Annotated in this window: 21 protein-coding genes; 20 read left to right on the forward strand and 1 reads right to left on the reverse strand. The window is 56.9% G+C overall.

Annotation, left to right across the window (positions count from 1 at the left end; translation table 11 throughout):
• Positions 1 to 38: 38 nt before the first annotated feature.
• From KVH01_RS08050 to KVH01_RS08115, 14 genes are all read left to right on the forward strand, one after another.
• Positions 39 to 671 (forward strand): hypothetical protein, encoded by a 633-nt coding sequence (locus tag KVH01_RS08050; protein WP_043049169.1) that lies wholly within the window; start codon positions 39 to 41, stop codon positions 669 to 671.
• A 252-nt stretch (positions 672 to 923) separates the two neighbouring features.
• The gene (locus tag KVH01_RS08055) at positions 924 to 2420 is read left to right on the forward strand and encodes a YdgA family protein (RefSeq protein ID WP_217881019.1); all 1497 of its coding nucleotides are present in this window, start codon (positions 924 to 926) and stop codon (positions 2418 to 2420) included.
• Between the two features lie 301 nt (positions 2421 to 2721).
• On the forward strand, positions 2722 to 5202 hold the full coding sequence (gene pgaA / locus KVH01_RS08060) for a poly-beta-1,6 N-acetyl-D-glucosamine export porin PgaA (protein ID WP_217881021.1): 2481 nt from the start codon (positions 2722 to 2724) through the stop codon (positions 5200 to 5202).
• Between the two features lie 12 nt (positions 5203 to 5214).
• Positions 5215 to 7218: a poly-beta-1,6-N-acetyl-D-glucosamine N-deacetylase PgaB gene (gene pgaB / locus KVH01_RS08065; protein ID WP_217881022.1), complete on the forward strand. Its 2004-nt coding sequence runs from the start codon at positions 5215 to 5217 to the stop codon at positions 7216 to 7218.
• A gap of 3 nt (positions 7219 to 7221) precedes the next feature.
• Complete coding sequence (gene pgaC, locus KVH01_RS08070; RefSeq protein ID WP_043049162.1) at positions 7222 to 8562, forward strand: poly-beta-1,6-N-acetyl-D-glucosamine synthase; 1341 nt, start codon at positions 7222 to 7224, stop codon at positions 8560 to 8562.
• Between the two features lie 2 nt (positions 8563 to 8564).
• Positions 8565 to 9047, forward strand: coding sequence for a poly-beta-1,6-N-acetyl-D-glucosamine biosynthesis protein PgaD (pgaD, locus tag KVH01_RS08075; protein ID WP_217881023.1), 483 nt, complete (start codon positions 8565 to 8567; stop codon positions 9045 to 9047).
• A gap of 628 nt (positions 9048 to 9675) precedes the next feature.
• Positions 9676 to 11394 (forward strand): ShlB/FhaC/HecB family hemolysin secretion/activation protein, encoded by a 1719-nt coding sequence (locus tag KVH01_RS08080; protein WP_217881025.1) that lies wholly within the window; start codon positions 9676 to 9678, stop codon positions 11392 to 11394.
• A gap of 31 nt (positions 11395 to 11425) precedes the next feature.
• Entirely contained in the window at positions 11426 to 19408 is a 7983-nt protein-coding gene (locus KVH01_RS08085) for a two-partner secretion domain-containing protein (RefSeq protein WP_225924107.1), read from the forward strand.
• A complete protein-coding gene (locus tag KVH01_RS08090; protein ID WP_046070338.1) occupies positions 19408 to 19641 on the forward strand; it encodes a hypothetical protein in 234 nt (77 codons plus the stop codon). Before KVH01_RS08085 ends, KVH01_RS08090 begins: the two co-directional genes overlap by 1 nt.
• Before the next feature lie 453 nt (positions 19642 to 20094).
• A complete protein-coding gene (locus tag KVH01_RS08095) occupies positions 20095 to 20784 on the forward strand; it encodes a transposase (RefSeq protein ID WP_217881031.1) in 690 nt (229 codons plus the stop codon).
• A 107-nt stretch (positions 20785 to 20891) separates the two neighbouring features.
• Entirely contained in the window at positions 20892 to 21617 is a 726-nt protein-coding gene (locus KVH01_RS08100; RefSeq protein ID WP_217881034.1) for an EndoU domain-containing protein, read from the forward strand.
• A 3-nt stretch (positions 21618 to 21620) separates the two neighbouring features.
• Positions 21621 to 22157, forward strand: a complete 537-nt coding sequence (locus KVH01_RS08105) for a hypothetical protein (protein WP_217881040.1) — start codon at positions 21621 to 21623, stop codon at positions 22155 to 22157.
• An 80-nt stretch (positions 22158 to 22237) separates the two neighbouring features.
• On the forward strand, positions 22238 to 22933 hold the full coding sequence (locus KVH01_RS08110; RefSeq protein WP_217881041.1) for a hypothetical protein: 696 nt from the start codon (positions 22238 to 22240) through the stop codon (positions 22931 to 22933).
• Positions 22934 to 23067: 134 nt separating this feature from the next.
• On the forward strand, positions 23068 to 23676 hold the full coding sequence (locus KVH01_RS08115) for a hypothetical protein (RefSeq protein ID WP_217881042.1): 609 nt from the start codon (positions 23068 to 23070) through the stop codon (positions 23674 to 23676).
• Between the two features lie 110 nt (positions 23677 to 23786).
• Here KVH01_RS08115 and KVH01_RS29760 read toward each other — a convergent pair whose 3' ends face one another.
• Positions 23787 to 24050 (reverse strand): hypothetical protein, encoded by a 264-nt coding sequence (locus KVH01_RS29760; RefSeq protein WP_225924108.1) that lies wholly within the window; start codon positions 24048 to 24050, stop codon positions 23787 to 23789.
• Positions 24051 to 24084: 34 nt separating this feature from the next.
• On the opposite strand from KVH01_RS29760, the gene KVH01_RS30810 reads away from it, so the two are divergent.
• The 6 genes from KVH01_RS30810 to KVH01_RS08145 all read left to right on the forward strand — a co-directional run bounded on the left by KVH01_RS30810 (position 24085) and on the right by KVH01_RS08145 (position 26834).
• Entirely contained in the window at positions 24085 to 24249 is a 165-nt protein-coding gene (locus tag KVH01_RS30810; RefSeq protein WP_318836570.1) for a NucA/NucB deoxyribonuclease domain-containing protein, read from the forward strand.
• Complete coding sequence (gene comJ, locus KVH01_RS08125; protein ID WP_217881045.1) at positions 24249 to 24722, forward strand: competence protein ComJ; 474 nt, start codon at positions 24249 to 24251, stop codon at positions 24720 to 24722. The genes KVH01_RS30810 and comJ overlap by 1 nt, the downstream gene beginning before the upstream one ends.
• A 190-nt stretch (positions 24723 to 24912) precedes the next feature.
• Complete coding sequence (locus KVH01_RS30540) at positions 24913 to 25056, forward strand: hypothetical protein (RefSeq protein WP_216090546.1); 144 nt, start codon at positions 24913 to 24915, stop codon at positions 25054 to 25056.
• Positions 25053 to 25409 carry a hypothetical protein gene (locus KVH01_RS08135; RefSeq protein WP_046070340.1) on the forward strand — a complete coding sequence of 119 codons (357 nt, stop codon included), beginning with the start codon at positions 25053 to 25055 and terminating at the stop codon, positions 25407 to 25409. Before KVH01_RS30540 ends, KVH01_RS08135 begins: the two co-directional genes overlap by 4 nt.
• 246 nt (positions 25410 to 25655) lie before the next feature.
• Positions 25656 to 26237: an imm11 family protein gene (locus KVH01_RS08140; RefSeq protein WP_225924109.1), complete on the forward strand. Its 582-nt coding sequence runs from the start codon at positions 25656 to 25658 to the stop codon at positions 26235 to 26237.
• A 147-nt stretch (positions 26238 to 26384) separates the two neighbouring features.
• On the forward strand, positions 26385 to 26834 hold the full coding sequence (locus KVH01_RS08145; RefSeq protein WP_046070342.1) for an SMI1/KNR4 family protein: 450 nt from the start codon (positions 26385 to 26387) through the stop codon (positions 26832 to 26834).
• Positions 26835 to 26934 lie beyond the last annotated feature (100 nt).

The raw sequence follows: 26934 nt of genomic DNA on the forward strand, positions 1-26934 counted from the left end.
CCCGACAAAGTTTGCGTTTGCTCATGGGGATTCCAATAATGAAAAACCCTTATGCTCCCGCTTTCTGGTGCGTGCTCTTCGCACTGGTCCTGTTATCGGCCGCGTATTTCTATGGCGTCATGCTCGCCCATCAACTCGACAAGGCCATGGTGTTTCTCGACAGCGCCTGCCTGGTGATCGGCACCCTGTCCATCGGTGTCGTTGCCTGGGCCTCCTACCAAAATCAACGGGTGAAGAAAAAGCTCCTCGAACAAGGCAAGACCCGCGTCGCGATCTGGGATACCAAAGTCGCCCTGCGCCGGGTCGAAACCGTGTTCGACCGCTATTTCTGGGGCAGCTACTGGCAACCCGGGCGCACCTTCCAGGAAGTCATGGGCGACCTCACCGGCACCCCGCTGGAAAAAAGCCTCGAAGTCCTGAAAAAACAATGCGTGCTGCTGGATCGACAGGTAGCCGACGGTAGGCACTGGCTGAATAACGCGCGGGAATTGTCCGACGTGGCCACGCAAATGGCCCGTGAGCGCTATCAGCTGGATTTCTGCGACCCCAAGGCCGACACCCCCGGCAATGCCGTGATACATCGCGAATTCGAGGTGCTGGTGTACACCTGGACCGCACGTTTGAAGAGTTTTGATCACCAGTTGGATGAAATCGAGCTGGAGTACTCCTGAACTACGGCTGAACTGATGCCTCTGAAAGGTTGGGCCGTTTGCGCCCGCCAGTGCTAATCTTCCCCAGCCTTCGGCCCTACGGGCCACTACTGTAGGAGCGAGCTTGCTCGCGAAAGACGTCAACGATAACGCGTGCATCCTGGATAAACGCGTTGCCCATGCGTTCTTCGCGAGCAAGCTCGCTCCTACAGGAACCCCTTCGGGGTTCAAGGAAGACAGCCCACTTCTCACAGGATTTGATCAGGTCACTTCATGAATAAGCCAGCCGTTGTTTTCTTGGGTTTCGTTGTCGCCATCGGCGCCGTCAGTGCGGGCGGTGCCTGGTACACCGGCAAGCAACTGGAGCCGGTCCTGCAGACCGCGATCCAGAACGCCAACAAAGAGCTGCAGACCTCCATGGCCGGCGTCGACGGCACCCTGGCCCTGGAGCTGGTGTCCCTGGACCGTGGCGTGTTCAGCAGCACCGCGCACTACCGCCTCAAAGGCCAGGGCAGCGTGTTCGGTGAAGACAACCCGAACCCCGAGTTGCTGTTCGTCGACCACATCGAGCACGGCCCGCTGCCATTCTCGCGCCTGGTGACCCTCAAATGGCTGCCGGTCATGGCCACCAGTCACTACGAACTGGAAAAGAACCCCACCACGGAAAAATGGTTCGCCGCCAGCAAAGACGTGTCGCCGCTCAAAGGCGTGGCGAATATCGGCTATAGCCGCTCGGTCAGCGGCAACATCGAATTGCTGCCCCTGGAGTTCAAGGACGACAGCTCCTCGGTGAGCTTCTCCGGTGCCAACCTGGACTTCGACAGCAGCGCCGAAGGCCAGAAGGTCAAGGCCGACGGTTTCATGAACAGCCTCAAGGTCGCCGCGGTGGATGCCAACGGCGCGCCGTTCGAAGCCGAGCTGGCTGGCCTGACCGTGGCCAGCAACCTGGAGAAATCCACCTTTGGCTTCTACACCGGCCAGAACACCGTGGAGCTGACTGACACCAAGGTCACCTTCGGCCCGCAGAAAGCCGTGCTGACCCTCAAGGGCTTCGAGCAGAAAGACTCCACCCAAGCCAAGGACAACAACCTGGCCGGCCGCGTCGACTACAAGATCGACGAGATCGGTTACCAGGGTAAGCCTGTCGGTTCGGCCGCCATGGCCGTGAGCATGAAGAACGTCGATATCCCGGCGATGCTGGTGCTGACCAAGCTCTACCAGGACAAGATGCAACCGGTGCAAGCCGCGGCCGCCGCTGGCCAACCGGTGCCTGAACTGCAATTGACCGAAGCCGAGCAGACCCTGGCCGAAGCCAACGTCAACCAGGTGCTGGCCGCCAAGCCGCAATTGGCCGTGGAAAACCTGTCGTTGAAAACCACCCACGGCGAAAGCAAGTTCAACCTGGTGGTCGACCTGGCCAAGCCAACGTCCATGGAACTGCCGCCGGTTGAACTGGGCAAGCAAATGGTTGCGCTGCTGGATGCCAACCTGACCCTGTCCAAGCCGATGATCAGCGACGTGGCGGCCCTGCAAGCCCAGGTCGGTGGCGTGACTGACTCAAAGGCCATCGAGCAGCAATCGCAGATGGCGGCCGAGATGGTCAGCAGCATGGCGGTCGGTACCCAAATGGCGACCCTGGTGGGCACCGATGTGGTTTCCAAGCTGCACTATGCCAACGACGAAGTGACCTTCAACGGCCAGAAGATGACTGTTGAGCAGTTCATCAGCTTTGTGATGTCCAAAGTCGGTGCAGTAAGCGGCGCGCAATAAGCCTGGAATGCGCTAAAAAATGTGGGAGGGGGCTTGCTCCCGATGGCGGAGTGTCAGTCAGTATATTTATAACTGACCCACCGCTATCGGGAGCAAGCCCCCTCCCACATTTGTCTTCGTGCCTGGCAAGAAATTTTTGTCAGCCAATTCTGAACAATTGTTCTGAATTGCCCTTCCCCTGACATCGCTAAGGGATAGTTCGCCCAGGAAAGCTAGGTCGGGTCCCGAGACGCCGACACCCTGATGCACATCGCTCAGGATCACCCATCGTTGCAGCTTTCCTTGTAAGGAAGCCGACGACATGTTGCGAATTCATCCACTCAGTGCATCAGGCCAGTTGCGACTGCTCATTGGAGCAGCCTTGTGCGGCCCATTGCTGATGCCGGCCTTTGCCGTGGCTGACCCTGCCTACGACGCCCTGATCATCCAGGCCCGCAACGGTCACTTCACACCCGCCTTGACCCAGTTGCGCCAACTGTCCGCCGAACGCCAGAGCCCAGGCCAGGTCAGCGACCACCTGGTGATCGCCGGCTGGGCCGGGCAAGACGCCGAAGTGCTGAAGGTGTACGAGGCACAAGGCAAACATCGCAACCTCACTACCCAGGCACTCGCCACGGTGGCGCGCACCTATCGTAATCAAAAGCAATGGGCCCAGGCCGAGGCGGTCTATCGCCAGGCGCTGCTGCGTGAGCCGAATAACGTCGACCTGCAACTGGGCCAGGCCCTGACCCAGGCCGATGGCGGCAAAGCCAACGAGGCGGTGCAACGCCTGCGCACGATGGTGGCGGCCCAACCCAATGACCCGAACCGCCGCATGGCCTTGGGTTATGCGCTGACACGCGCCGGTTTGAACTACGACGCGCTGTTCGAGTTCGACCAAGCCTTTATCCGCGCCGGCAACAAGCCGGAAGTGGCCCGCGAATACATCGTCGCCTTGCAAAAAGCCCGCATGCCGGAGCCTGCCCTACGCCTGTCGGCCAAACGCCCCGGCCTGGTGGATGCGGTTACCCAGCGCCGCCTGGAAGGCGACCTCGCCGCCGAGCGCGTACGCATGGCCGAGTTCGCCACACGTACTGAGAAGGAGCGCTATGTCATCGCTGATCGCGCCCTGCAGGATTACGACAAATTGATCAGCCGCTGGGGCCCGGACGCCACTGCCCACGACGACGTGGTGGGCTGGCGTATTGACCGCCTGGGCGCGCTCAAGGCGCGGGCACGCACGGCTGAGGTGATCCGCGAGTACGAAACACTCACGGCCGAGGGCGTGCAGTTGCCGACCTATGCCGTGCGCTGGGTGGCTGCGTCCTACCTCGACCAGCGTCTGCCGGAAAAAGCCGCGCCGCTGTACCGCCAGGCGCTGACCGCAGCAGACGCCGACGTTGGTGATCACGTCAAAGACAGCACGGCCCTGTTCTACGCCCTGTTGGAAAACGACCAGGTCGATGAGGCGCGTGCGGTCGCCACGCAGCTGGCCAGCACCGAGAAGCCTCGGGTCGAACTCAAGGGCCTGCCCATTGGCAACCCCAACGACGAGTGGATGGACGCCCAGCAACTGGCAGCCCAGGCCGGCACCTATGGGGCTGACCTGGATGCCAGCGAACAAACCCTGGAAGACCTGGGCAGCAAAGCCCCCGGCAGCATCGGTGTGCGCCTGGCCCAAGCGGAAATGTACCGGGCCCGTGAATGGCCAAGGCGCGCTGAAGACTCCCTCAAGGAGACTGAAAACCAGAGCCCCCGCGACATCGGTGTGGAAATGTCCCAAGGCTTCACCGCGCTGGACTTGCAGGAGTGGCGACAACTGGATCTGCTCACCGATGACGTCGTCGCCCGTGCCCCGGACAACCGCCAGGTACAGCGCCTCAAGCGCCTGCGCGATGTCCACGACATGGCCGAAGTGCGGGTGGAAGCCTACACCGGTAAAAGCTTCGGTGGCGGCAATAACCAAGAAGCCGGCGCGGTGTCGGGCAGCCGCGACTGGGGCATCGAAAGTGTGATCTACACCCCGCCCATCGACGAAGACTGGCGCGTGTTCGCCGGTGTCGGCTATGGCACTGCCGATTTTGCCGAAGGCACCGGCCATCATCGCTGGCAGCGTGTGGGCGTGGAGCGGCGCACCCGCGACATGACCATCGAAGCAGAGGTGTCCAACCATTCCTATGGCGATGGCTCAAAGCAAGGCGCGAGCGTGTCGATCGCCCGCGACATCAACGACCACTGGCAGTACGGCGGCAGCCTTGGCTACCTGCTCAACACCACGCCGCTGCGGGCGTTGAATGATGGGGTTACGGCCAACGGCGGCAGCGGTTTTATCCGCTGGCGTGCGAATGAAAGCCGCGAGTGGAAACTGACTGTCAGCCCGTCCCATTTCAGCGATGGCAACGACCGCGTCGAAGCCTTGCTCACGGGCCGCGAAGGCATCTATAGCTCGCCGAAAGTACAAGTGGAGCTGGGCCTGGACGTCGGTGCCAGCCGCAACAGCAAGGAAGACACGATCTACTTCAACCCCAAGTCCGACTTCAGCGTTTTGCCCACCGTCAACGTCAACCATGTGCTTTATCACCGCTACGAAACCCAGTGGAGTCAGCAGTTCCAGGTCGGCGCAGGCACCTATAGCCAGAAGGATTACTCCACCGGTGGCGTTGGCTTGATCGGCTACGGCCAACGCTTTCGCTGGAATGACGTGCTGGAAGCCGGCGCCAACCTGAGCCTGGTCAGCCGACCTTACGACGGCGAGCGCGAACGTGATCTGCGCCTGCTCCTCGACCTCACTTACCGTTTCTAGAAGAGCCTGACCATGACCCTCCTCAGCCGTTGCTTACTGGTCCTGGGTGTAATGCTGGCCGCCGCCTGCGCCCAGCAACCCGCGCCATTCGTTCCACCTGCCGAGCGGCCGATACTGGCCAGCGAAGCGCCGTGGCCGAAGAACCATTTCCTGGGCATTGCCTACCACGACGTCTCGGACAACGACCCCGACCAGGCCGTGGTGGCGGTGCGTACCGAACGTTTGATCGAGCAACTGGCCTGGCTGCGAGAGAACGGCTACCAGGCGGTCAGCGTCGACCAAGTGCTCGCTGCGCGCCGGGGCGGGCCGACGCTGCCGCCCAAGGCCGTGATGCTCAGCTTCGATGACGGCTATTCCAGCTTCTACACCCGCGTGATGCCGATCCTACGGGCCTACAACTGGCCTGCCGTGCTGGCGCCGGTGGGCAGTTGGATCGATACGCCGCTGAACCAGCCGGTGGACTTCGCCGGCACACCACGGGCGCGGGGTGACTTCCTGACCTGGCAGCAGATCCGCGAAGTGTCCCAGTCGGGCCTGGTGGAAATCGCCGCCCATACCGACGCCAATCACAAAGGCATTCTCGCCAACCCCCAGGGCAACCTGGAGCCGGCCGCCACCACGCGTCGCTATGACCCGGCGACCCGTCGCTACGAAACCGAAGCACAGTTCCAGGCACGGATGCGCACGGACGTCGCGGCCATCTCCAACAAGATCCGTACCGTCACCGGCAAGTCGCCGCGGGTGTGGGTGTGGCCTTACGGCGCGGCCGACGGCACCACCCTGGCCGTGGTGGGTGAACACGGCTATGAGATGGCGCTGACCCTCGACGACGGCCTGGATGATTCGAACAAGCTGATGAACAGCCCGCGCTTCCTGGTGGCCTCCGACCCCGATGGCGAACACTTCGCCAGCAGCATGGTCGCGGTGCAGGCCAAGGCGCCGCTGCGCGTGCTGCACGTGGACCTGGATCATGTCTATGACCCCGACCCGGTCCAGCAGGCGCACAATCTCGACGTACTGGTGCAGCGCGTGGTGGATATGGGCGCTGTCACCGTGTTCCTGCAAGCCTACGCCGACCCCAAGGGCGATGGCCTGGTGCATTCGCTGTACTTCCCGAACCGCCACCTGCCGATGCGTGCCGACCTGTTCAACCGTGTCTCCTGGCAGCTGCATACCCGTGCCCACGCCAGCGTGTTTGCATGGATGCCGGTGCTCAGTTTCGCCCTCGACTCCAAGCTGCCACGCGTCACCCGTTGGGACCCGCAGACCGGTAAGGTCGGCACCGATCCGGATCAATACCAGCGGCTGTCACCCTTCGACCCAAAAGTGCGACAGATGATTGGCGAGATCTATGAAGACCTGGCGCGCACCAGCAACAGTGCCATCGACGGCGTGCTCTACCACGACGATGCGCTGCTCAGCGACTTTGAAGACGCCAGCCCCGCCGCACTCAAGGCCTACGCCGCGCAGGGCCTGCCGGACAACATCGCCGCACTGCGTGCCGATCCTGCGCTGATGCAACGTTGGACGCGTTTCAAGAGCCGCTACCTGATCGACTTCACCAACGAGTTGACCGTCAAGTTCCGCACTATTCGCGGCCCGCAGATACTCACCGCACGCAATATCTTTGCCGAGCCGATGCTCAACCCTGGCAGCGAAGCCTGGTTCGCGCAGAACCTTGATGACTTCCTCCAGACCTATGACTGGACGGCGCCCATGGCCATGCCGCTGATGGAGGGCCAGTCGCTCAAAGACTCCAATGCCTGGCTGGAAAAACTGGTAGCCACGGTCAAGGCGCGCCCCGGCGCCCTGGATAAAACCATCTTCGAGCTGCAAGCCAAAGACTGGCGCACCAAGGCCGCGCCGGATATCAGCGCTACGCAATTGGCGCAATGGATGGGTGTACTCAAACGCCAGGGCGTCACCAGTTTCGGCTACTACCCGGACAACTTCCTGGAGAACTCCCCGGACTTGAAGACGATACGTCCGGCCCTTTCCAACCAGTGGAATCCTTAGATCATGATCGACAGAATCCTGGCTATATTCGTGTTGGCACTGGTGTTGGGCTTGCCCCTGGGCCTGATCTTCCTGGTGACCGGGCAGTTCCTGATGGACTTCGTGTTCTTCTACCCACTGTTCATGTCGGCGCTGTGGATCGCCGGCGGTCTGTATTTTTGGCTGCACTGGGAGCGCCATTGGCCGTGGGAAGCAGACACGCCTGCGCCGACCCTGGCCGGCGAGCCGCTGATCTCGATCATCATTCCTTGCTACAACGAGGGTGATAACGTCGCCGACACCATGGCGGCCGCATTGGCCCAGGTGTACCCGAATATCGAAGTGATCGCCGTCAACGACGGCTCCAGCGACAACACTGCCGCGGTGCTCGATGCCCTGGCGCTGCAACACCCACGCCTGCGCGTGCTGCACCTGGCGCAGAACCAGGGCAAGGCCGTGGCCCTGCGCATGGGCGCCGTGGCTGCGCGCAGCGAATACCTGGTGTGCATCGATGGCGATGCCTTGCTCGACAAAAACGCGGCGGCCTACATGGTCGCGCCGATGCTCGACAACCCGCGCCTGGGCGCCGTCACCGGCAACCCACGCATCCGTACGCGCTCGACCTTGATCGGCCGGGTGCAGGTGGGCGAGTTCTCCTCGATCATCGGCTTGATCAAGCGTACCCAGCGGGTGTTCGGGCGAATTTTCACGGTCTCGGGAGTGGTGGTGGCGTTTCGCAAGAAGGCGCTGGACCGCATCGACTACTGGAGCACCGACATGATCACCGAAGACATCGATGTCAGTTGGAAGCTGCAACTGGATCACTGGTCGATCTTCTACGAGCCGCGTGCACTGTGTTGGATCCTCATGCCCGAGACCGTCGGCGGCCTGTGGAAGCAGCGGTTGCGCTGGGCCCAGGGCGGCGCCGAAGTATTGTTCAAGAACATCCGTGGCATCTGGCAATGGCGCCATCGCTACCTGTGGCCGCTGCTGTTCGAATACTGCCTGTCCACCGGTTGGGCGTTCACCTTCCTGCTCTCGGTGGTCTTCTGGGCCATGGGTAAATTCGTCACCCTGCCGGCGGCCATTACCGTCGACTCCCTGGTGCCGCCCGCGTTTACCGGCCTGGTGCTGGCGATGGTGTGCCTGCTGCAGTTTGCGGTGAGTATCCTGATCGACCGGCGCTACGAAAAAGACCTGTGGAAAACCCTGTTCTGGACCGTGTGGTACCCGATGGTGTTCTGGCTGGTGAGCCTGTTCACCACGCTGGTGAGCTTTCCCAAGGTGTTGTTCAACCAGCATCAGAAGCGCGCACGCTGGGTAAGCCCGGATCGCGGTATCAAACCTGCCCGAGAGGAGGCGTGAGCATGAAACTGGTCAGAACTCGCCAAAGCCCTGTGATGTGGATCATCGATGTGTTGCTGACCTTGCTGGCCTGGGGCGGGCTGGTCTGGCTGCTGGCGCGTGGCATCGGCGCCATGCTCGAGACCCATGGCGGCCCGCGCATCGAAGCGCCGATCTTTGCCGCGCTCAACACCCTGCAGATCTACCTGTGGATCGCGTTGTTCAATGCCTTGATCCTGATCGGCTGGGCGCGCTATCAACAGCGCCGCGGCCGCCAGTTTGCCCAGCGTCGCGCCGAGGCCAAGGCCCTGAGCGACAAGCACTTGAGTGAAAGCTTCAACCTGGGCGATGGTCACCTGGAGCAGTTTCGCAAACCCGGCGTGCTGGTGATCCACAATAACGAGGAGGGCGGGGTGGAAGACGTGAAGTCCCACGTCTCCCGCGACGTCGAACGCCCCGGCCTGGCCCTGGTGCCAGGCACTGACAAAGACAAGGGCATTGGCTGACCTACGAGTACCCAATGTGGGAGGGGGCTTGCTCCCGATAGCAGAGTCTCAGCCACCAGATATATGACTGACACACCGCCATCGGGGGGCAAGCCCTAATGCCAGTCAGTTAAGGCTTTTTTGTAGGAGCGAGCTTGCTCGCGAAAAACTTACAGGCGCCGCGCTCATTCAGCAAAGACGCGTTATCGTTGACGTTTTTCGCGAGCAAGCTCGCTCCTACAGAAGGCGATGACCGCTTAACTGACTGGCATTAGGGCAAGCCCCCTCCCACATTGGTTATGTCCCACCTTATAGATGGCAGCCCCAGCGTCGAATTCCGATAAATGGGATCCAATTCACAAATCCCCCGCGAACTTTTCTCCCTTCCTCGGTACTAACCTATCTCGACGAAACTTGATGGCTAAATAATGGCAATCAAAAATTCATTCGTCGAATCGCCATCAAAATAGTCGCCACTTGTCGGAATAATCACTCCATGTGCCCGGCCAAGACTCTTTTGATGAAAATTTATTATTAATAATCAATAGGTTAAAAGACTAACCAATCGAACGGCCCAACTTCGCCCGTTTCTAGGCTAGCTGGAAGTTCGATGTTAGTTTCGCGGCCCTTGATTTTCGATGGATCGAACATGTCCTCACTATTGCCACGGACTCGGTTTCTTGTATGCGCCTTGCTCACTTGCCTGAGCCTGAACAGCGCATTCGCCGCCCCCACGCCTGGTGACCAGGACCTGATCCGTGACCGGCAAAACCGCCTGCTCGAAGAGCAACAGCGGCGGCTCCAGGAACTCCAGGACCTGCCCGGTAAAGCGGACAAGCCCCAAGCCCCGGCAACGCCTGCCGACACTCGCTGCTTCCCGATCAAAGACATCGAGCTCAAAGGCGCCGACAGCCTGCCGGCCTCCGATCGCGAGCGCCTGCTCAAGCCTTATATCGGCCAGTGCCTGGGCGTGTCCCAGCTCAACGAACTGCTCAAGGCCATCACCGACTACTACCTCGGCAAAGGCCGCGTCACCAGCCGCGCCTACCTGCCGCAACAAGACCTCTCCAGCGGCCACCTGCAAGTGCTGGTGGTCGAAGGCAAGCTCGAAGCCCTGCGCAGCGCCGAAGGCAGCACGGTGACCGAGCGTGAACTGGCCATGGCCTTTCCAGGCAAGGTCGGTGAAGCATTGAACCTGCGCGAGATCGAGCAACTGGTGGACCAGCTCAACCGCCTGCCGTCCAAACAGGCGCAGATGGAACTGACCCCCGGCAAGCAAGTCGGCGGCAGCGACGTGGTGGTCAAGAACACCGCGCAGAAACCCTGGCGCGCCAGCCTGTCGCGCAATAACGACGGCCAGAAAAGCACCGGCGAACAGCAATGGGGCGCGGGCCTTGAGTGGGATAGCCCGCTGGGCCTGGGTGACCAACTGATGTTGCGCGGCGGCCACGATGCCATCAGCGACCACCAGAAAACCTCGAAGAACACCATGCTCTACTACAACGTGCCATGGGGCTGGTGGAACTTCAGCTACACCTACAGCGAAAGCGACTACCGCACCTACGGCAGGACCGACGACTTCAAATACAAGCAGGATGGCGACAACCAGAACCACCAACTGCGCGCCGAGCGGGTGATCCACCGAGATGACGTCAGCAAGACCTCGGTCAACGTCGGCCTGGCGCACCTGCGCACCAACAACTACATCCTCGACGTGCGCACCGCGCCCAGCAGCAACCGCCTCAGCGAACTGCAACTGGGCATCAACCACGGGCGGCGTATCGGCAGTGCCTTCGTCAACCTCGACCTCGGCATGCAGAACGGTATCGGCTTGTTCGACGCCCAGTCTCAGGAAGAGCGTGACTCCATCGGCCGGCGCCAACCCAATTCGCGCTACCGCAAATACACCGCCACCGTCAGCTACCTGCAGCCGTTCAGCCTGTGGGGCGAGTCGTTCAGCTTCAGCAGCCTGGCCACCGGGCAACGCAGCGAAGACCCGCTGTTTTCGCCCCAACGCATGAGCCTCGGCGGCTCCGCCTCGGTGCGCGGCTTCAAGGACCAACTGCTGACCGGCGACAGCGGCGGCTACTGGCGCAACGAAGTGCGCTGGGCGCGCCCGGTGACCCTCGACTGGATGCGCCCGGCCTTCTTCGAATACGGCGCCAGCGTCGGTTATGACCAGGGCGTGATCCGCAACGACCGTTACAACGACAACGTGCATGGCCGGGTGTCCAGCAACTCCCTGGAGCTGTTCGCCCGCGGCAAAAACGTCAGCACCAGCGTGACCTTTGCCCACTCGCTGGAAAGACCCGGTGTAGTCACCGAGCGCGAAGCGCCGATCTACTTCCGCATGGATTTCTTCCTGTAATTCAACGCCGTGCTGCAACGAGAAACTGACAATGGATGTTCGCCAATTTGCCTTCCTGGCCCGCCAACCTTCTGCTGCCCTGAAGCCGCGCAACTCGTTCTTCGGCCTGCCCAAGCGCGGGCTGGTGCTGATCCTGGCCAATGCGCTGTTCTGGCAGCCGCTGCTGGCCCAGGCCGAAGGCATCGTGGTCAGTGCGCCGGGCACCACCGTGGGTGCGGCGGGCAATGGCGTGCCCGTGGTGAACATCGCCACGCCCAACGGCGCGGGCTTGTCCCATAACCAGTTCAAGGACTACAACGTCGGCCCCAATGGCGTGATCCTCAACAACGCCAACGGCGCGATGGTCAACACCCAGCTGGGCGGCTACATCGTCGGCAACCCCAACCTCAAGGGCGGCGCGGCCAGCGTCATCCTCAACGAAGTCAACGGCGGTAGCCCCAGCCAGTTGCGCGGTTATACCGAAGTGGCGGGGCAGTCGGCCAAGGTCATCGTCGCCAACCCGTATGGCGTGACGTGCAGCGGTTGCGGCTTTATCAACACCCCGAATGTCACCCTGACCACCGGCAAACCGGTGATCGACCAGAACGGCCAACTGCAGCGCTACCAGGTCGATGGCGGCGCCGTGACCATTGACGGTGAGGGCCTGAACGCCAGCAACGTCGAACGCTTCGACATCATCACCCGCTCGGCCAAGATCAACGCACAGATCAACGCCCGCGAACTCAACGTGATAGCCGGCCGTAACGACGTCGATGCGCAAACCCTGAAGGCCACGCCCCGCGCCGACGACGGCAGCGCCAAGCCGGAGCTGGCGATTGACTCCTCGGCCCTGGGCGGCATGTATGCCGGCGCGATCAAACTGGTGGGCACCGAAGCCGGTGTGGGCGTGAAGCTCGACGGCACCCTGGCGGCCAGTGGCGGCGACATCCAGCTCGATGCCAATGGACGCTTGAGCATGGCGCAGACGGTAGCCACCGGTAACGTCAAGGTCACCGCACAGAACGTCGACCTCACCGACAAGGTCTACGCCAACGGCAACGTGCAGGTCACCAGCGCCCAAGCCTTGGTCAACCAGAAAAGCGTGGCCGCCGGCCAACGCATCGAACTCAACGCGGCCACGCTGACTAACGCTGGCATCATCGAAGCCGGTGTTGCCCCCGACAACAGCCGCAACACCACCGGCGATCTGGTGGTGAATGCGCAGACCGTCAACACCAGCGGCAACCTGCTGGCCAGCCGCGCACTGGCGATCACCGCCGCGCAGGCGCTGACCAACCAGGGCGCGATCATCCAGGCCAAGACTGTGGAGGTCAGCAGCGCCAAACTGACCAACCAGGGCGCCAGCGCACGTCTGTTTGGCGAACAAACCCTGGCGATCAGCTCACCGGCCATCGTCAACCTCGGCGGCCTGATCCGCTTCGGTGAAGGCCAGGCCGCTACGCTCAACAGCGCCTCCCTGGACAACCGCCAGGGCCGTATCGAAATGGCCGGTGGCAGCCTGGTGCTAAGTAGTGCCGACCTGAATAACAGCGGCGGCCAAGTCATCGCCAACGACCTGACGGTCAACGCCGGCCAGCTCAATAACCAGAACGGCGTGCTGGTGGCCAAGACCGCCACCGTCAATGCCAGCGACCTCGACAACAGCCTCAAGGGCCTGATCCAGGCCGACGGCGGCGCGCTCAACCTCACCGTCACCAACGCCTTCAACAACACCCAGGGCTTCGCCCAGGCCAGCACCGACCTCAACGTCACTGCCGGCACCCTCAGCAGCAACGCAGACGGCGTACTGAGCGCCGACACCGGCAAGCTCACCCTCACCGCCGCGCAACAGCTCAACAACGCCCAGGGCCGCTTACAGGCCGGGCAGGGCGATATTGAACTGCACGCCGCGAACCTGGATAACCAGAGCGGCGTGATCGTCGGCAAGCAAGTGCTGCTCGACGTGGCTGGCGGCGATATCGACAACCGCGCCGGGCGCGTGTTGGGCGACCAACTCGACGTGCGCGCTTCCGGCCTCGACAACCGCAACGCCGGCCTGCTGGCCGGTGGCGCCCAGGGCGTAAGCCTGCTGCTCAAAGGCCCGGGCCAGTTGCTCAATGCCCAGGGCCGCATTCAGAGCGAAGGCCTGCTGCAACTGCGCGGCGAACGTTTCGACAACAGCGCTGGCATCCTGCTCGGCCAAACCGTCGATGTGACGGCGAAAAGCTTCAACAACAGCAACAAAGGCGCGCTGGTCAGCGATGGCGGCGACGTGGTGCTCAAGGTCAGCGACCTGCTCACCAACGTCGGCGGCCAGATCGACGCGGGCGAACGCAGCGTGTTGGTCAAGCAACTCACCACCCTCAACAACGACGGCGGCACCCTGCGCGGCAAGCGCCTGGACATCGCCGCCCAGCACCTGAACAACAACAACGGCCAACTGCTGGCCGGCGCCGAAGGCCTGAGCTACAGCGGCCAGGATGTGAGCAACCGCAAGGGCCTGATCCTTGGCGGCGGCGCGCTCACCGAACTGAACACCACCCGCCTGGATAACCAGGGCGGCACCGTGCAGGGCGACAGCCTGAGCGTCACCGCTAACAGCGTCGACAACGCCAGCGGCGGCCTGATGGCAAGCCTGGTCGGCAACCTGCAACTGACCGTCGAAGCCCTGGCCAACCGAGGCGGCAAACTGTTCGGCAAAGAACAAGTGACCGTCAGCGGCGCCAGCCTCGATAACAGTGCGGGTGGCCAGATCAGCGGCAACCAGCTCAACCTGACCTCACGCGCCACCCTCACCAACCAGGGCGGCCTGATCGAAGCCAACCAGGGCCTGAGCCTCAACGGCGGCAGCCTGGATAACAGCGCAAGCGGTCAACTGCGCGCCCTCGGTGGCGCCACCAGCAGCCTCAACCTCAGCGGCGCGCTGAACAACCAGAACGGCACCCTCGAATTCGGCAGCCAGGCCTTCAGCCTCGACGCCGCCAGCCTCAACAACCAGGCCGGCCAGATCCAGCACGCCGGCACCGGCCTGTTCCGCCTCAACACCGCCAGCCTCTCCGGCAGCCAGGGCGACATCCAGGGCATGGGCACCGCCGACTGGGCGTTCGGCAAGGTCGACGGCCTGGGCCGCGTGCAACTCAACGAAGTCCTCACCTACAAGAGCGGCCAAGGGCTGACCCTCAAGGCCGGCGACCGCATGGCCAGCGGCAAGGGCTTGGTCCTCAACGTGGCCAGCCTGGACAACGGCGGCGAACTGCTCAGCGACGGTGACATCAGCATCACCACCGGCGACCTGACCAACAGCGGCCGCGTCTCGGCCCTGCAAACCCTCACTGTCGGCGCCAACAACCTCCGCCAGAACGGCGGCCGCCTGGCGGCCACCAATGCCCGCCTGACCCTGGGCGGCACCCTGGACAACCTCGGCTTCCTCACTGCCCGCCAGCAACTGGACATCGCCGCCGCGCAAATCAACAACCGTGGCACCCTCGGTGCCCAGGGCGCCGTGAACCTCACGGCGGTCAACGGCATTACCAATGCCGCCGATACGCTGCTGTTCAGCGGCGGCGACATGACCTTGCGCAGCAATGGCTTCAGCAACAGCTATGGCGACGTCTACAGCAAAGGCAACTTGAGCTTCGCCGCACGGGATGGCGGGCGCGCCGTGCTGTTCAGCAACCGTTCCGGCACCGTGGAAAGCGAAGGCTCCATCGGCATCAATGCAGGCTTCATCGAAAACGCCAAAGACGAATTCGAACTCGGCCAGACGCTGACCACCGGCAGCCTGTATTGGGTCTGTGGGCAGCACTGCGACGAGAGCGACAACTGGGAACGTGGCGAGATCACCATCTACGAGACGTACCTTGAGGCGGCGACCAAGGATTCGGTCGCGGCGCGCCTGGTGGCTGGCAAAAACATGCTGCTGCAAGGCGACAACGTGCAGAACCGCTACAGCCTGATGGCTGCCAATGGCGACCTGAGCATCACCGCCGGTGACCTGCTCAACCAGGGCGCGGCCACGCGCACGGGCCAGCGCAAGCTTGTCATCAGCACGCCAGGGCACGTTCCCGACGATCTGTTCGAACGCATGCGATATGTCGACGTGCCCGCGTTCAATGCGGCCACGGCGGCTGGCAATTTCGACAAGGCGCGCTTCGAAGAACTGAAAAGCCGCTCACCCAATAGCCGGCCTTTCGCCTACGCAAGTGACGTCACCACCTGGACCAACAACGGCGGCCCCGGCTACGACGCCACCCTGCAAGCGGGCGGCACGGTCAACCTCAACGTCGCCCGCACCCTGCAAAACGGCACGCTGCACAACAACACCCTGGCCCAGTTGACCGGCACCCTCGGCGACGACCAGACCGGCATCCCCGTCGGCGGCATCAACATCAACCTGAGCAAACACGCCAACGACCCGAGCGCCCAGGCGCCAGGCAGCGTGTTGCCCGTCGTGGGCGTGGCCCCCGGCGGCGGCTTCGTACCCGTGGACTACACCGGCACCGCCTTCGCCCCGGTCGATCCCACCACCTCGCCTACCTTCCAATTGCCCAAGGGCGAGTACGGCCTGTTCGTCAAGAGCGCCGACCCCACCAGCCACTACCTGATCGAGACCAACCCCGAGTTCGCCTCCGTATCCGGCTTCCTCAGCTCCGACTACATGCTCGGCAAGCTCGGCTACACCTCCGACGACGCCTGGCGCCGCCTCGGTGACGGCCAGTACGAAACCCGCCTGATCCGCGATGCCGTACTCGCGCAAACCGGCCAACGCTTCCTCGCCGGCGGCCTGTACAGCGACGCCGACCAATTCCGCTACCTGATGGACAACGGCCTTGCCAGCAAAGACGCCCTGCGCCTGAGCCTCGGCGTGTCCCTCACCGACCAGCAAGTCGGCGCCCTGACCCACGACATCGTGTGGATGGAAAACCGCGTCATCGACGGCCAGACCGTCCTTGTGCCGGTGCTGTACCTGGCCCAGGCCGACTCGCGCAACGTGCGCGGCAACAGCCTCATCCAGGGCCGCGACCTCAATCTGGTCACCGGCGGCGACCTGATCAACGTCGGCACCCTGCGCGCCAGCAACAACCTCTCCGCCATCAGCAGCGGCAGTATCTACACTGGCGGCTTGGTCGAAGCTGGCAACAACCTCAACCTGCTGGCCCAAGACAGCATCCGCAACGCCATGGCCGGCGAAATCCGCGGCAAGCAAGTCAGCCTCACGGCGCTCAAAGGCGATATCACCAACGACACCACCGCCATCCAGGTGCGTGACGGCGTCGGTATGCGCACCCTCACCGACACCAGCGCCGGCACCATCGTCGCCCGCGAAAACCTCGCCATCGACGCCGGCCGCGACCTCACCAATCGAGGCGCCCTGACCGCTGGCAACGACGCCAACTTAACCGCCGGCCGCGACCTCAACCTCATCGCCGCCAGCGACACCAGCGTCAAACACGAGACCCGCGACGGCGGCGAGAAATCCAGCATCACCACCGACGTCAAAAACCTCGCCGCCAGCGTCACGGCGGGCGGCAACCTCAACATGCAGGCCGGGCAAGACGTCAACATCATCGGCAGCACCGCCACCGCCGGCAAAGACCTCAACATCGCCGCCGGCCGCGACCTCAACGTCGCCTCGGTCAGCGACATGCACAACGTTGAGGGCAAGGAAAAGGACGGCAAAAAACGCATCAAGACCTCGGACGACCAGACCACTCAAGTGGCGAGCGTACTGACGGCAGGTGGGGATTTTGTCAGCCAGGCTGGGCGTGACACCACGATCGTGGCGAGTAGGATCAGTGCGGGGAATGAGGCTTATCTGTATAGCGGGGATAAGTTGAACCTGCTGGCGGCGCAGAACAGCACCTACAGCCTTTACGACATGAAGGAGAAGGGTGGCTGGGGCGCGAAGAAGACCAAGCGCGATGAGGTGACCCACGTTACAAATGTGGGGACTGAGATCAAGACTGGTGGCGATTTGTCGCTGGTTAGTGGCGGTGATCAGCTATATCAGCGGGCCAAGCTTGAGAGTGGTAAGGACCTGGCCATCACCAGTGGCGGCGCAGTGACCTTCGAGGCGGTCAAAGACCTGCACCAGGAGAGCCACGAGAAGAGCAAGAGTGACCTGGCGTGGACCAGCGCGAAGGGCAAGGGGAATACCGACGAGACGTTGCGCCAAAGTGAGTTGAAGGCACAGGGTGAGTTGGCGATCAAGGCGGTTAACGGGCTGAAGATCGACATTAAACAGATTGATCAGAACACGGTTAGCCAGACGATTGATGTGATGGTCAAAGCAGACCCACAGTTGGCTTGGTTGAAAGAAGCCGAGAAGCGTGGGGATGTAGATTGGCGGCAAGTGCAGGAACTGCATGATTCGTTCAAGTACAGCCATTCCAGCTTAGGCCAAGGAGCCATGCTGGCGATCATCATCGTAGTGACAGTTTTGACGGCTGGGGCCGCAAGTAGCGTCGCGGGCGCTGCTGCGGGTGCCAGTGCCGGGTCTGGTACGGCAATGGCTGCGGCAGGCAGTTCGGCTATGGTCTCAGCTGGTACGGCGGTTGGGACCGCAGCAGCCGGTTGGGGCAACGTTATGGCAACTGCTGCGTTAACTTCAGTTGCCAGTGGAAGCACCGTCAGCTTCATCAATAACGGCGGAAACATCGGTGCAACTTTTCAAGACATTACGTCAAGCAAAGCCTTGAAGGGGTATGCAACTGGGGCGTTAGCTGCAGGTTTTACCGCTGGCGTGCTTGATCCTGCGTTTGGTGTAACTGGCGACAACGTCAATCACATTACAAAAGGGTTTGACCTCAGTTCCGCGTCTGACATCGGTAGGTTTGCCGTCTATTCGGGGGCGCAAGGAGTTGCCCAAGCAAGTTTAAGCACTGCTATTCAAGGCGGTAGTTTTGGAGACAATCTCGGTAGTTCCCTACGGTCGCAGTTGCAGAGCACATTGCAAGCGGTCGCCTTTAACGCTGTAGGCGATTACTCGAAAGGCCAAAAATGGTCAGAATCAGGGCCTCAAAAAATCGCTCTGCATGCTTTGGTTGGCGGGCTTTTGAGTGAAGCTGGCGGCGGCAGTTTTGCTACGGGCGCTCTCGCTGCTGGAGCTAACGAAGCACTGGTAACCTCACTGGCGAAAGTGGTAGATGGCGATCCAGCGTTGTTGCTAGCCGCTTCGCAATTGGTCGGAATTGCGGCCGCTGGTGCGACTGACGGTGACGTGCAGAAAGGTGCTGAAATCGCGAAAAATGCCACGGCCTATAACTACCTAAATCACCATGAGGTTGATGATTTGGTTAAGGATTTGAAAGGGTGCCGTGGGGCAGCCAGCCCTTCATCCTGCCGTAGCGATGTAGCTACTAAGTACGCAGGAATCAGTGATAAGAAAACTGGCATTACGCTGCTGAAGTGTGATGATCCTACGAGTTGTAATGCGCAGCGCCTGGACGTGGAGGCGGGTAATGCAGCGCTGGATAAATATGACCAGAGCGGCGGGCTCAACAAAGCAGAACAGTCTATCGTTCGGGGCTTCCAAGATAAGAATCAGGACGACACGCGCCTCGCGGTCCAGCAAACCATGAAGGGTGATCATTCCGAAATGGTTGGCATGATGTTTGGCGGTGGGTTGGGAGGTGCGGGTAAGGTTGCTGGGAAAGTTATTGGCGCTGAGGTTGGAGTAGCCAAGGAAACGACGGCAATCTCAAGCGAGGCCGCTAGCGTTAACGCCCAAGCTGCTTTGAGAGGCAAGCTTTCAGGGCTGCAGAAAGCTCAGGAAAATGCGGCTATCACGAAGACTTTGCCGGATGGCCGAATTCGGTACTACACGCAGGAAGTACCCGCTCGAACAGAGGGTGCTACACGAGGTGCTTCTTTCGCAACTGAGTATAACCCTGCAACTGGCGCCACTAGGCAGTGGATGGAAAGCTATGATCATGCAGGGAACGTAATTCGGGTGCATCCTAAGAGCATTAATGGGCAACCTGTGAGTGCACAGCATTATCCGCCTACAGGTGCAGAATTGAAGAGTTGGAAATAATGTACACACAAAATGATCTTGCTAATGATCTTGAAAAAAAATTATCCGCAGGGTTCGACGTGTTTAAGATTTCTAAATTTGCGTTTGAAATTTATCAACGTCATGGATTAGAGATCACTCCTCCGATGGATCGAATACTTCTCTCATTGATGGCAATGGAAGAAGGGGAAGAGTTTGAGCTGACAGAAACTGAATTTTTAGATTTGATCTCAGAGCTTAGGATTATGGATTGACAGAGCTCAAAATGGAGAAAAGCGGAGAAGGACGAAAAGGGGACAGATTTATTTAAATTTGTACTGGGATAAGCGTATTAAATAAATCTGTCCCCTTTTGTTCGAAATATTTCTGTAAGGGTGGCACGGTAATGACTAAATATAAGCTTGAGTTTCGGCATAGACCTAGTGTTTCAGAGTCTATCGAAGAGAGGCATAAAGATTTTTTGAGAGCTATAGGCGATTTGGGCGTTCCGTGGAGTTTGAACGATGCCTTTGAAGTTCCCCCTATTGGAAGCGAGTTGGTGACCTCGGTGTCATTGGGGGGAATAGGGGTCAGACCACGGTTTTGCGTTTTTTAGAGTTCAGCAGAGTCGCTCTTTAAAAATATGATTTATTTTTTGTAATTATTCTATTTAGTTGGTCTGTTGATGGGCGGCTAAGCTGTAAACTCTTATCCAGTTAGGGGTTTATATGGCTCGCCGTCCTAGGGTTTTACTACCGGGTAACCCATTGCATATTATACAGCGAGGAAACAATCGGTCTGCGTGTTTTTATTCAGATGAAGACTACATTTTTTACATGGATACATTAGCCGTGCTTGCTCAATTGTATGGCTGTAAAATTCACGCTTTGTGCTTGATGACAAATCACGTTCATTTGTTGTTGACTCCCACCTGCTGCGCAGGGGCTGGCCTACTTATGCAGGGGCTGGGGCAGCGCTATGTTCAATATGTCAATCGAACATATCAACGAACGGGCACATTGTGGGAAGGCCGTTTCCGCTCCTGTTTGGTTCAACAAGAAAACTATGTTTTAGCTTGCTATCGATATATCGAAATGAATCCGGTCAGAGCGGGTATGGTTACTCATCCGGGCGACTATCGCTGGACCAGCTATAGGGCAAACGCACAGGGCGAGCTATCAGGCTTTATAAGTCCGCATGCGGTTTATAGCGAGTTAGGTAGCGGCACCGCCCAGCGAGCCGAAGCTTACCGATCTATATTCAAGGATCGGCTTTCATCTGGACTGATAGAACAAATTCGATCTTCTACAAACGGCAATTACGTTTTGGGCGATCAGAAGTTTGCGTCCGAGATCGCGGAGATATTAGGTAAAAGAGTTTCACCGGGTGCGTCAGGACGCCCGAAAAGTGTGAGTTAAAAGAATAGAAGAATAGTGGTCTGACCCCTATTTTTTGTGGTCTGACCCCTATTTTTTTACAAGAGAAATGGCTTACCCCTGCTGAGGAAACGCACCTAAACGAGTGGATGAAAAAAACTACCTGGCTTGAAAGAGCAGCAGGTAAAGCGCTGGATGCATCGGAAAGGGCTGCGATGCTCGTCAACTTGGGTAATGCGTTGGTTACCGAAGGCTGGCTCAACAAAGTTCCGGTTGGTAAAGCTACGGCTGGTCTTATTGATAAAGGACCTGGTATCTCGGCAGATGCGGATGGATTCGGCCTCTACCCAAAAACTTCTCCAGTTACAAAGGACGATGGGCGCACACCAGGCCTATATTTGGATGGTTTCAAACCGTCGCCTACGCCGCTCGAACTGGTTCAGCAGCAAGCGGGAAAACCCGCCAACGCTACTAGCATTCGGCTTGATCATATCCTTGATGGCGGCGTAAATATTCGACAAGACGGCTCAAAATCAGGTACGGGCGGACATTATTTGAGATCTCCGACTGTTCAGGTGGATAGAGTCAGCGGTGAAGCCGATGCGTTTGGTGTGACAAAGGGGTATGTGTCCATCCGTGATCCGTCAAACGGTGCTTGGGTGCCTAAGCAAGGTGAAACAACGTTTTATCCTGCTATGTGGAGTAAGAGGCAGACTCAGTTGGAGATCGAAGGTGCGTTCCAAAACTCCTCACCAATGCCTGGCACATCTAAGTGGAAGGGAACATCTCCAAGTGGATTGAAGATAGAAGGTTATTACGGTAAACCAGACGGTACGGGCGCGACAGCTTGGCCAGTCTATCAAGGGAAAAATTGATAAATGGCTATGGGTAAAATTCATTTTGTGAAAACTTCTAAACTTAACCGTTTAGACGTTTGGGCCACAGACCCAAACGCGGATCCACGGCTCTCTTCACCAGAAAGTGTTGGCGTTAGAGAAATAGCCGCTTGGCTGTCCGATGACGTGAACAGCCGTTTGTCAGCAGTTGGATGGATTGAGCGCTTGGAAGCTTTAGAAAGCGCAGGAGCAAAAGCGTATTTGGGAACAGGTAATGCTCATCACGTGGGGGTCATTAACGAGTACATATTTTTAGAGTGTGAGTTTGTAGACGATTTCAAAGTTTTGATGCATACGAAAAATGTTATTTCAGTATTAAGGTTTTATGTCGGTGCTCATGAAGGGTATGCAGCAAATGTTTGTTTTGATGTGGAGTACGAAATGGAAGGCGAGCAAGCTCTGAATCGCTATCTCGAATTGGGTGGGCGGTTAGGTCTTACCGATACGGAAATAGCCGAAAATACGCGGAAAGTTAAATTGTCACGTAAAAAGAAAGCAGATAAGCATCAACAGCGGTAGGTGGGATGTATATTTTTTCTTCGTCGTCTTAAATATTTTCCGTGAGTGAGTTATTTAACGATTAATAATCAAGGATGGCTATGAAGAATTTGACTGCGATTCTGTGCGCCGTATTTGCATTATGCGGTTGTGTCACAAAAGACCTGAATGTTGAAAACCGACAAAAAATTAAGACGCTCACAATCTTACCTGCCTCGTTCTCGAAGCAGCAGTTCAAATACACAAGCATGGATCAAGCATGGGGTGCCGGCTTGGGCGCGGGTGCCGGGGCAGCTGTAGGAATGGGATCGGATGCATCAAAAGTAGCAACTAGCGCTATGGCAGGAGCTGGATTGGTAGTAGGTGCGAAAATAGCTGATGGCGGAGCTTTGAGTCCTCGACAGGCAGTTTTGCTGAACTTGAAGCGCAATCAAATAGATCCGGGGCAGTTGTTTAAGCAGCAGTTGGAAGCGCGGATCACTACTGAAAAACTATTCAAGGTTATTCCGGAGGGCCTTACGGCCGATGCGCATATGGAGTTTGTGGTGTCGGAATGGGGCTTTGCATTGAAGAACTATAGTTCAGAGCTTTATCCCACTCTGGGAGTTGTGGCGACCATGAAGCGTGGGAATGAGACGGTCTGGAGAAATTTCGAAACTATCACAGCTTTTAGTGAGGGGAACTCTCTGGCATATACCCCCCAGCAATACGCAACAAACCCTGAAATTTTACGCGGTGCTATGCAACATGCTTTCGAGTTATTGATACAGAAGCTAATCATTGATTTGAAGAAATAAGGTTCGTGCTGAGAGACGTTTACGTAGATAGTGAGGGGGAAAGAGGACGGATTTGTTTAACTTGCGTTGGAAAAAAACGTGTTAAATAAACCTGTCCAATTTTAATTTGCCCTTTTATTTGAAGGCGAAATTAAATGAGTGATTTAATTAATATAAACGGCCTGCCTTCGATCGAAAAGGTCAGAAAAACTGCTCAAGGGCTGGCATTACTAGACGCGGTAATTATGCCGCAATGGGAGTACAGGTACTTTTCATTCAATTGTAATTGGGATGGGAAGGGTGAAGAGATGATGGCATCCATGAAGAACGGTGAAGGGGCCGAGTACTTTATACACTTTACTTGCGAAGGCGCTGTAGGTAAGGTTCTAGATGAAAATCCATTGTCGAATCCGCACGAGCATTTGGATGACGTACCCGAAAAATTTCGAGCTTTTAAAGATGAACCTGCATTTTCCAACAATAATGCAGGCTTGTTTTTCTGGCGGGAAGCTAATCAAAGCTCATGGCAGGCATCACCGGATAAATTGAAGCGGTTTCCGCTTCTGGGTTTCCTGCAAGAAAGTGCTGTTACCTATAAAGAGTTTGCTGAAAACTATTATGAAAGAAAATTTGATATAAATTTTATTGAGGAAATTCTCGAGTCGTTGACAGTGACGACAGAACAGTTGGCTGTGCTTAATTCTGAAGTTGGTTTCGCCGATTTAGATGATGATTTTCAAGAGATTTTAGGTGGCGCACTTTGATTGAAGATGTCTAGGTTGTTAATTTTATATATGCGCTCTTTAAAAACTTACCTATTTTTGTTGAGTTTAAATTTTCTCAAGTAGGGCGGTTGAAAACCGCCCACTTTTTATTATGAAATTTGCGAATTCAACTTCCGTCCAACCACATCCAGTAGATCACACCCATCTCTCAGAGGGATAGCCAGCAACAGCGCAAAGTCGTGCAGCACAATCGCATCACTGCTGATTTCCTCCCGAAACGCCAAGTTCTCCAAAAACTGCGTCACCGCGCGAATACGATACGCGGCGGCGTCATAGAGAACATCGAGAGGCGCTTGCGTGTCGATCACCAGCGCGGGAATGGTTGAGTCGGAAGAATAGGGGTCAGACCACATTTTTGGAAGGGAAAGGAATAGTGGTCTGACCCCTATTTTTCTAGATGAGTATCCACCGGCAATGTTTAAAGAGGGTGGGACTGGAGCGAGTGTTAGACCCATAAGCCCGAAAGATAATATGGGGGCTGGCGCATGTATAGGTAATGCATGTCGCGGACTGCCCGATGGCGAGAAAGTCAGAATTAAGGTGGTGGACTAATGGCTAGGTTTAGAGAAAGTATATATTTGTCTTATTCGCAATTTTGCGTATTTTTGAGTTCGCTTGAACAGCCGTATAATGATTGGAGTGATCGTAGTTATGCGCAAGGATTTGCGTGGAGGTTAGGGAGTGTCTCTTTTAGAGCTTTGATTGACGAAGGGGACCATATCATTAGCCTTTCCATTAACGAACAAGTGCCCGCTATAAGCGCAGATGTGGTTCGGGCCTTTAAAGTTCCCTTCGCGGTGAGAGATAGAAATATTGAGGTTGGTAGTATTTCGAGTACGGTTCCTCTAGAACTGCCTGAAGGGGATTATTCTCTTCAGGTCGAATTTATAAGACCCTCCTCAAGTGGAGTGTATGCAATAAATGTCCATTTGAACTTAGGGGGCTGCGATTTTGAGGTGTTGAGAGCAGACGCCGAAATTGACGAGCAAGGTGAGTTTGATATCGATGCGGTTCCTGCGGGATAAACATTCGACGAAATAAACAGGGGAATAGGGGGCAGACCCCGTTTTTGCGTTTTTTAGAGTTCAGCAGAGTTGCTCTTTAAAAATATGATTTATTTTTTGTAATTATTCTATTTGGTTGGCCAAGAATAGTGGTCTGACCCCTATTTTTCTTGTGGATAAAGCAGCGGGTACCGGATTTTCCCATTTTGTTGTGGTCGACGGCATTACGACCAGAAATGGCATTTCTGTCGTAGCAATTCGTGATCCTCATGGTAAGCAGTATTTTAGCCCCGCGACTACTTTTGAAAAGAATTTTTCAGGTTATGTTGTTGTTCCAAAGGATGCTCTGAAATGAAATTAAGCATTAAGTTTCCCGAGAATTTGTTAACCCACAGCCTGCTCGAGCAAAGGCTGATTCCTTGCATTTGCAAAATTGCAACGGAGTTTGAAATTGAATTTTTGGACCCTTTGCCAGAAACTGCAGGAACCGTTCTGGAGTGGGATCGTGCAGAACTTGAAAAAAGAGCGATAGGTGGGGTAGGTGGGCAATACTCTCACTATGCACACGGTCGGGTGTCGTTAAAAAAAGTTGATATTGATATCTACCAAATATTGGATCTTGAAATGTTTTATAGGCTTTTTGGATGGTGCAGCATCTTGGAAGATGGCAACTATGCGCCGCCGGGGCAGTTTTGGGATGATGAATAAGTTGAAGAAAAGGGGACTGAAGAAAAGGGACAAGAAAAGGGACAAGAAAAGAGGGCAGATTTATCTAGGTTAGAGTTTAAAGGCTGTCTAGTCCTGAAACAGGTGTAAACCTATTTCAGGACTAGACAGTCCCCTTTTTTCGTTGATTCGTGACAAAAACATTGGAAGGGATTAAGTCAGAAGCAGTAATCGTAGGTAGTGAAGTTAATAAATGGCTTGCGAAGGACTGAAATGAGATATTACTTAATGCGACAAGATGTAACTGTTTGCGATAGGTGGGTGCTTGGAGATGTACATCATGTAGATAACTGGTATTTCAGTGATCCTCCAGTTAATTTTATGGAGCCAGGCATATATACTCTCGATGTAAGATTCGACGGTAAAGAAGTTGATTATTCCCTTGCTGGATACGCCAGTGTTCCTGTTTTAAGCGAGAGCGCAAAAAACTCGCTCGCCGGTTTGCCAGAGATAGACGAACCTTATCAACGTGTCGTTTTTGAGCCGGTTAAGATAAATAATAAAGTGGTTTGCCAGAGCTATTTTTTGATGATTATAGAAACGCAAGTCGATTGCGTGGATGAAAAGCGCTCTCGCTATAAAAAGTTTGAGGTAGATGATCCTGTTAGGCCAGATATGGCCGGCAACTATCGTGCTTTCTACAATTTGGTGGTTGACCCGGGCAGGGTCGGATCAAGTCATATATTTAGACTTAAAAAATATTTGGGTGCGGTCATAGTAAGTGAAGAGGTGAAACGGCGACTTATGGCGGCTGGTGTTGTCGGCGTACTGTTTGATTCTGTTAATGGTGATCAAGAAACCGTTACCTAGTTGGTCAGGTAGTTGGGGGAAGGCGGCGAATTTGTTTAATTCGTGGTGGTAGTGCAAAGACCATTGATTAAATCTGTCCCCTTTTGTTTTCTTGCAGAATGCTTTCGAGCTAATGACTGATTTGAAAAACCAAGGGCAGAAAAGAAAATGGAATACACACTTGAAATTCGTGAACTCATCAACCATATCACTTCTGCTGAACTGTACGAGGGTGATTACGGAAGCCGCCTGGTTGACCATGAATCTATACTGAGTGGGGTTGATGCAGCGGACCGCGACAGTGTTCCTGTAGACTATCTGGCTTTTCTAGGCACCTTTGGGTTTGGCGATTTAGACAGCGCGCTTTATATCGAAGACGGTCCGGCTAAATACGCTGCTATCGCCGGATGTGAGGTGGATGCTTATAGCCGGATGTATGTGTTTGCGGCTACTTCCAGTGGTGTGCTTTATGCTTTTGATGTAGGTAATAATTGGTCGATAGTAGAGATTGATTCGGAAATCGATGAGGTGGCGGTGTTGGCCGATAACTTTTCAAGCTTCATCCGTAATCAGCTGATTGTGGTGAAAGGTTATGTCGATTGGCGCGCGGAGCAATAAGACGCTGTCAGGTGGGGAGATGTGATTAAAAAGGGACGGATTTATTTAGTTTGCGCTGATCACGCACAAAGCGGGCGACACAAAGGCCGCCCGATTTTCA

Origin of the sequence: Pseudomonas khavaziana (assembly GCF_019145205.1) — a bacterium.
Taxonomy (GTDB): Bacteria; Pseudomonadota; Gammaproteobacteria; order Pseudomonadales; family Pseudomonadaceae; genus Aquipseudomonas; species Aquipseudomonas khavaziana.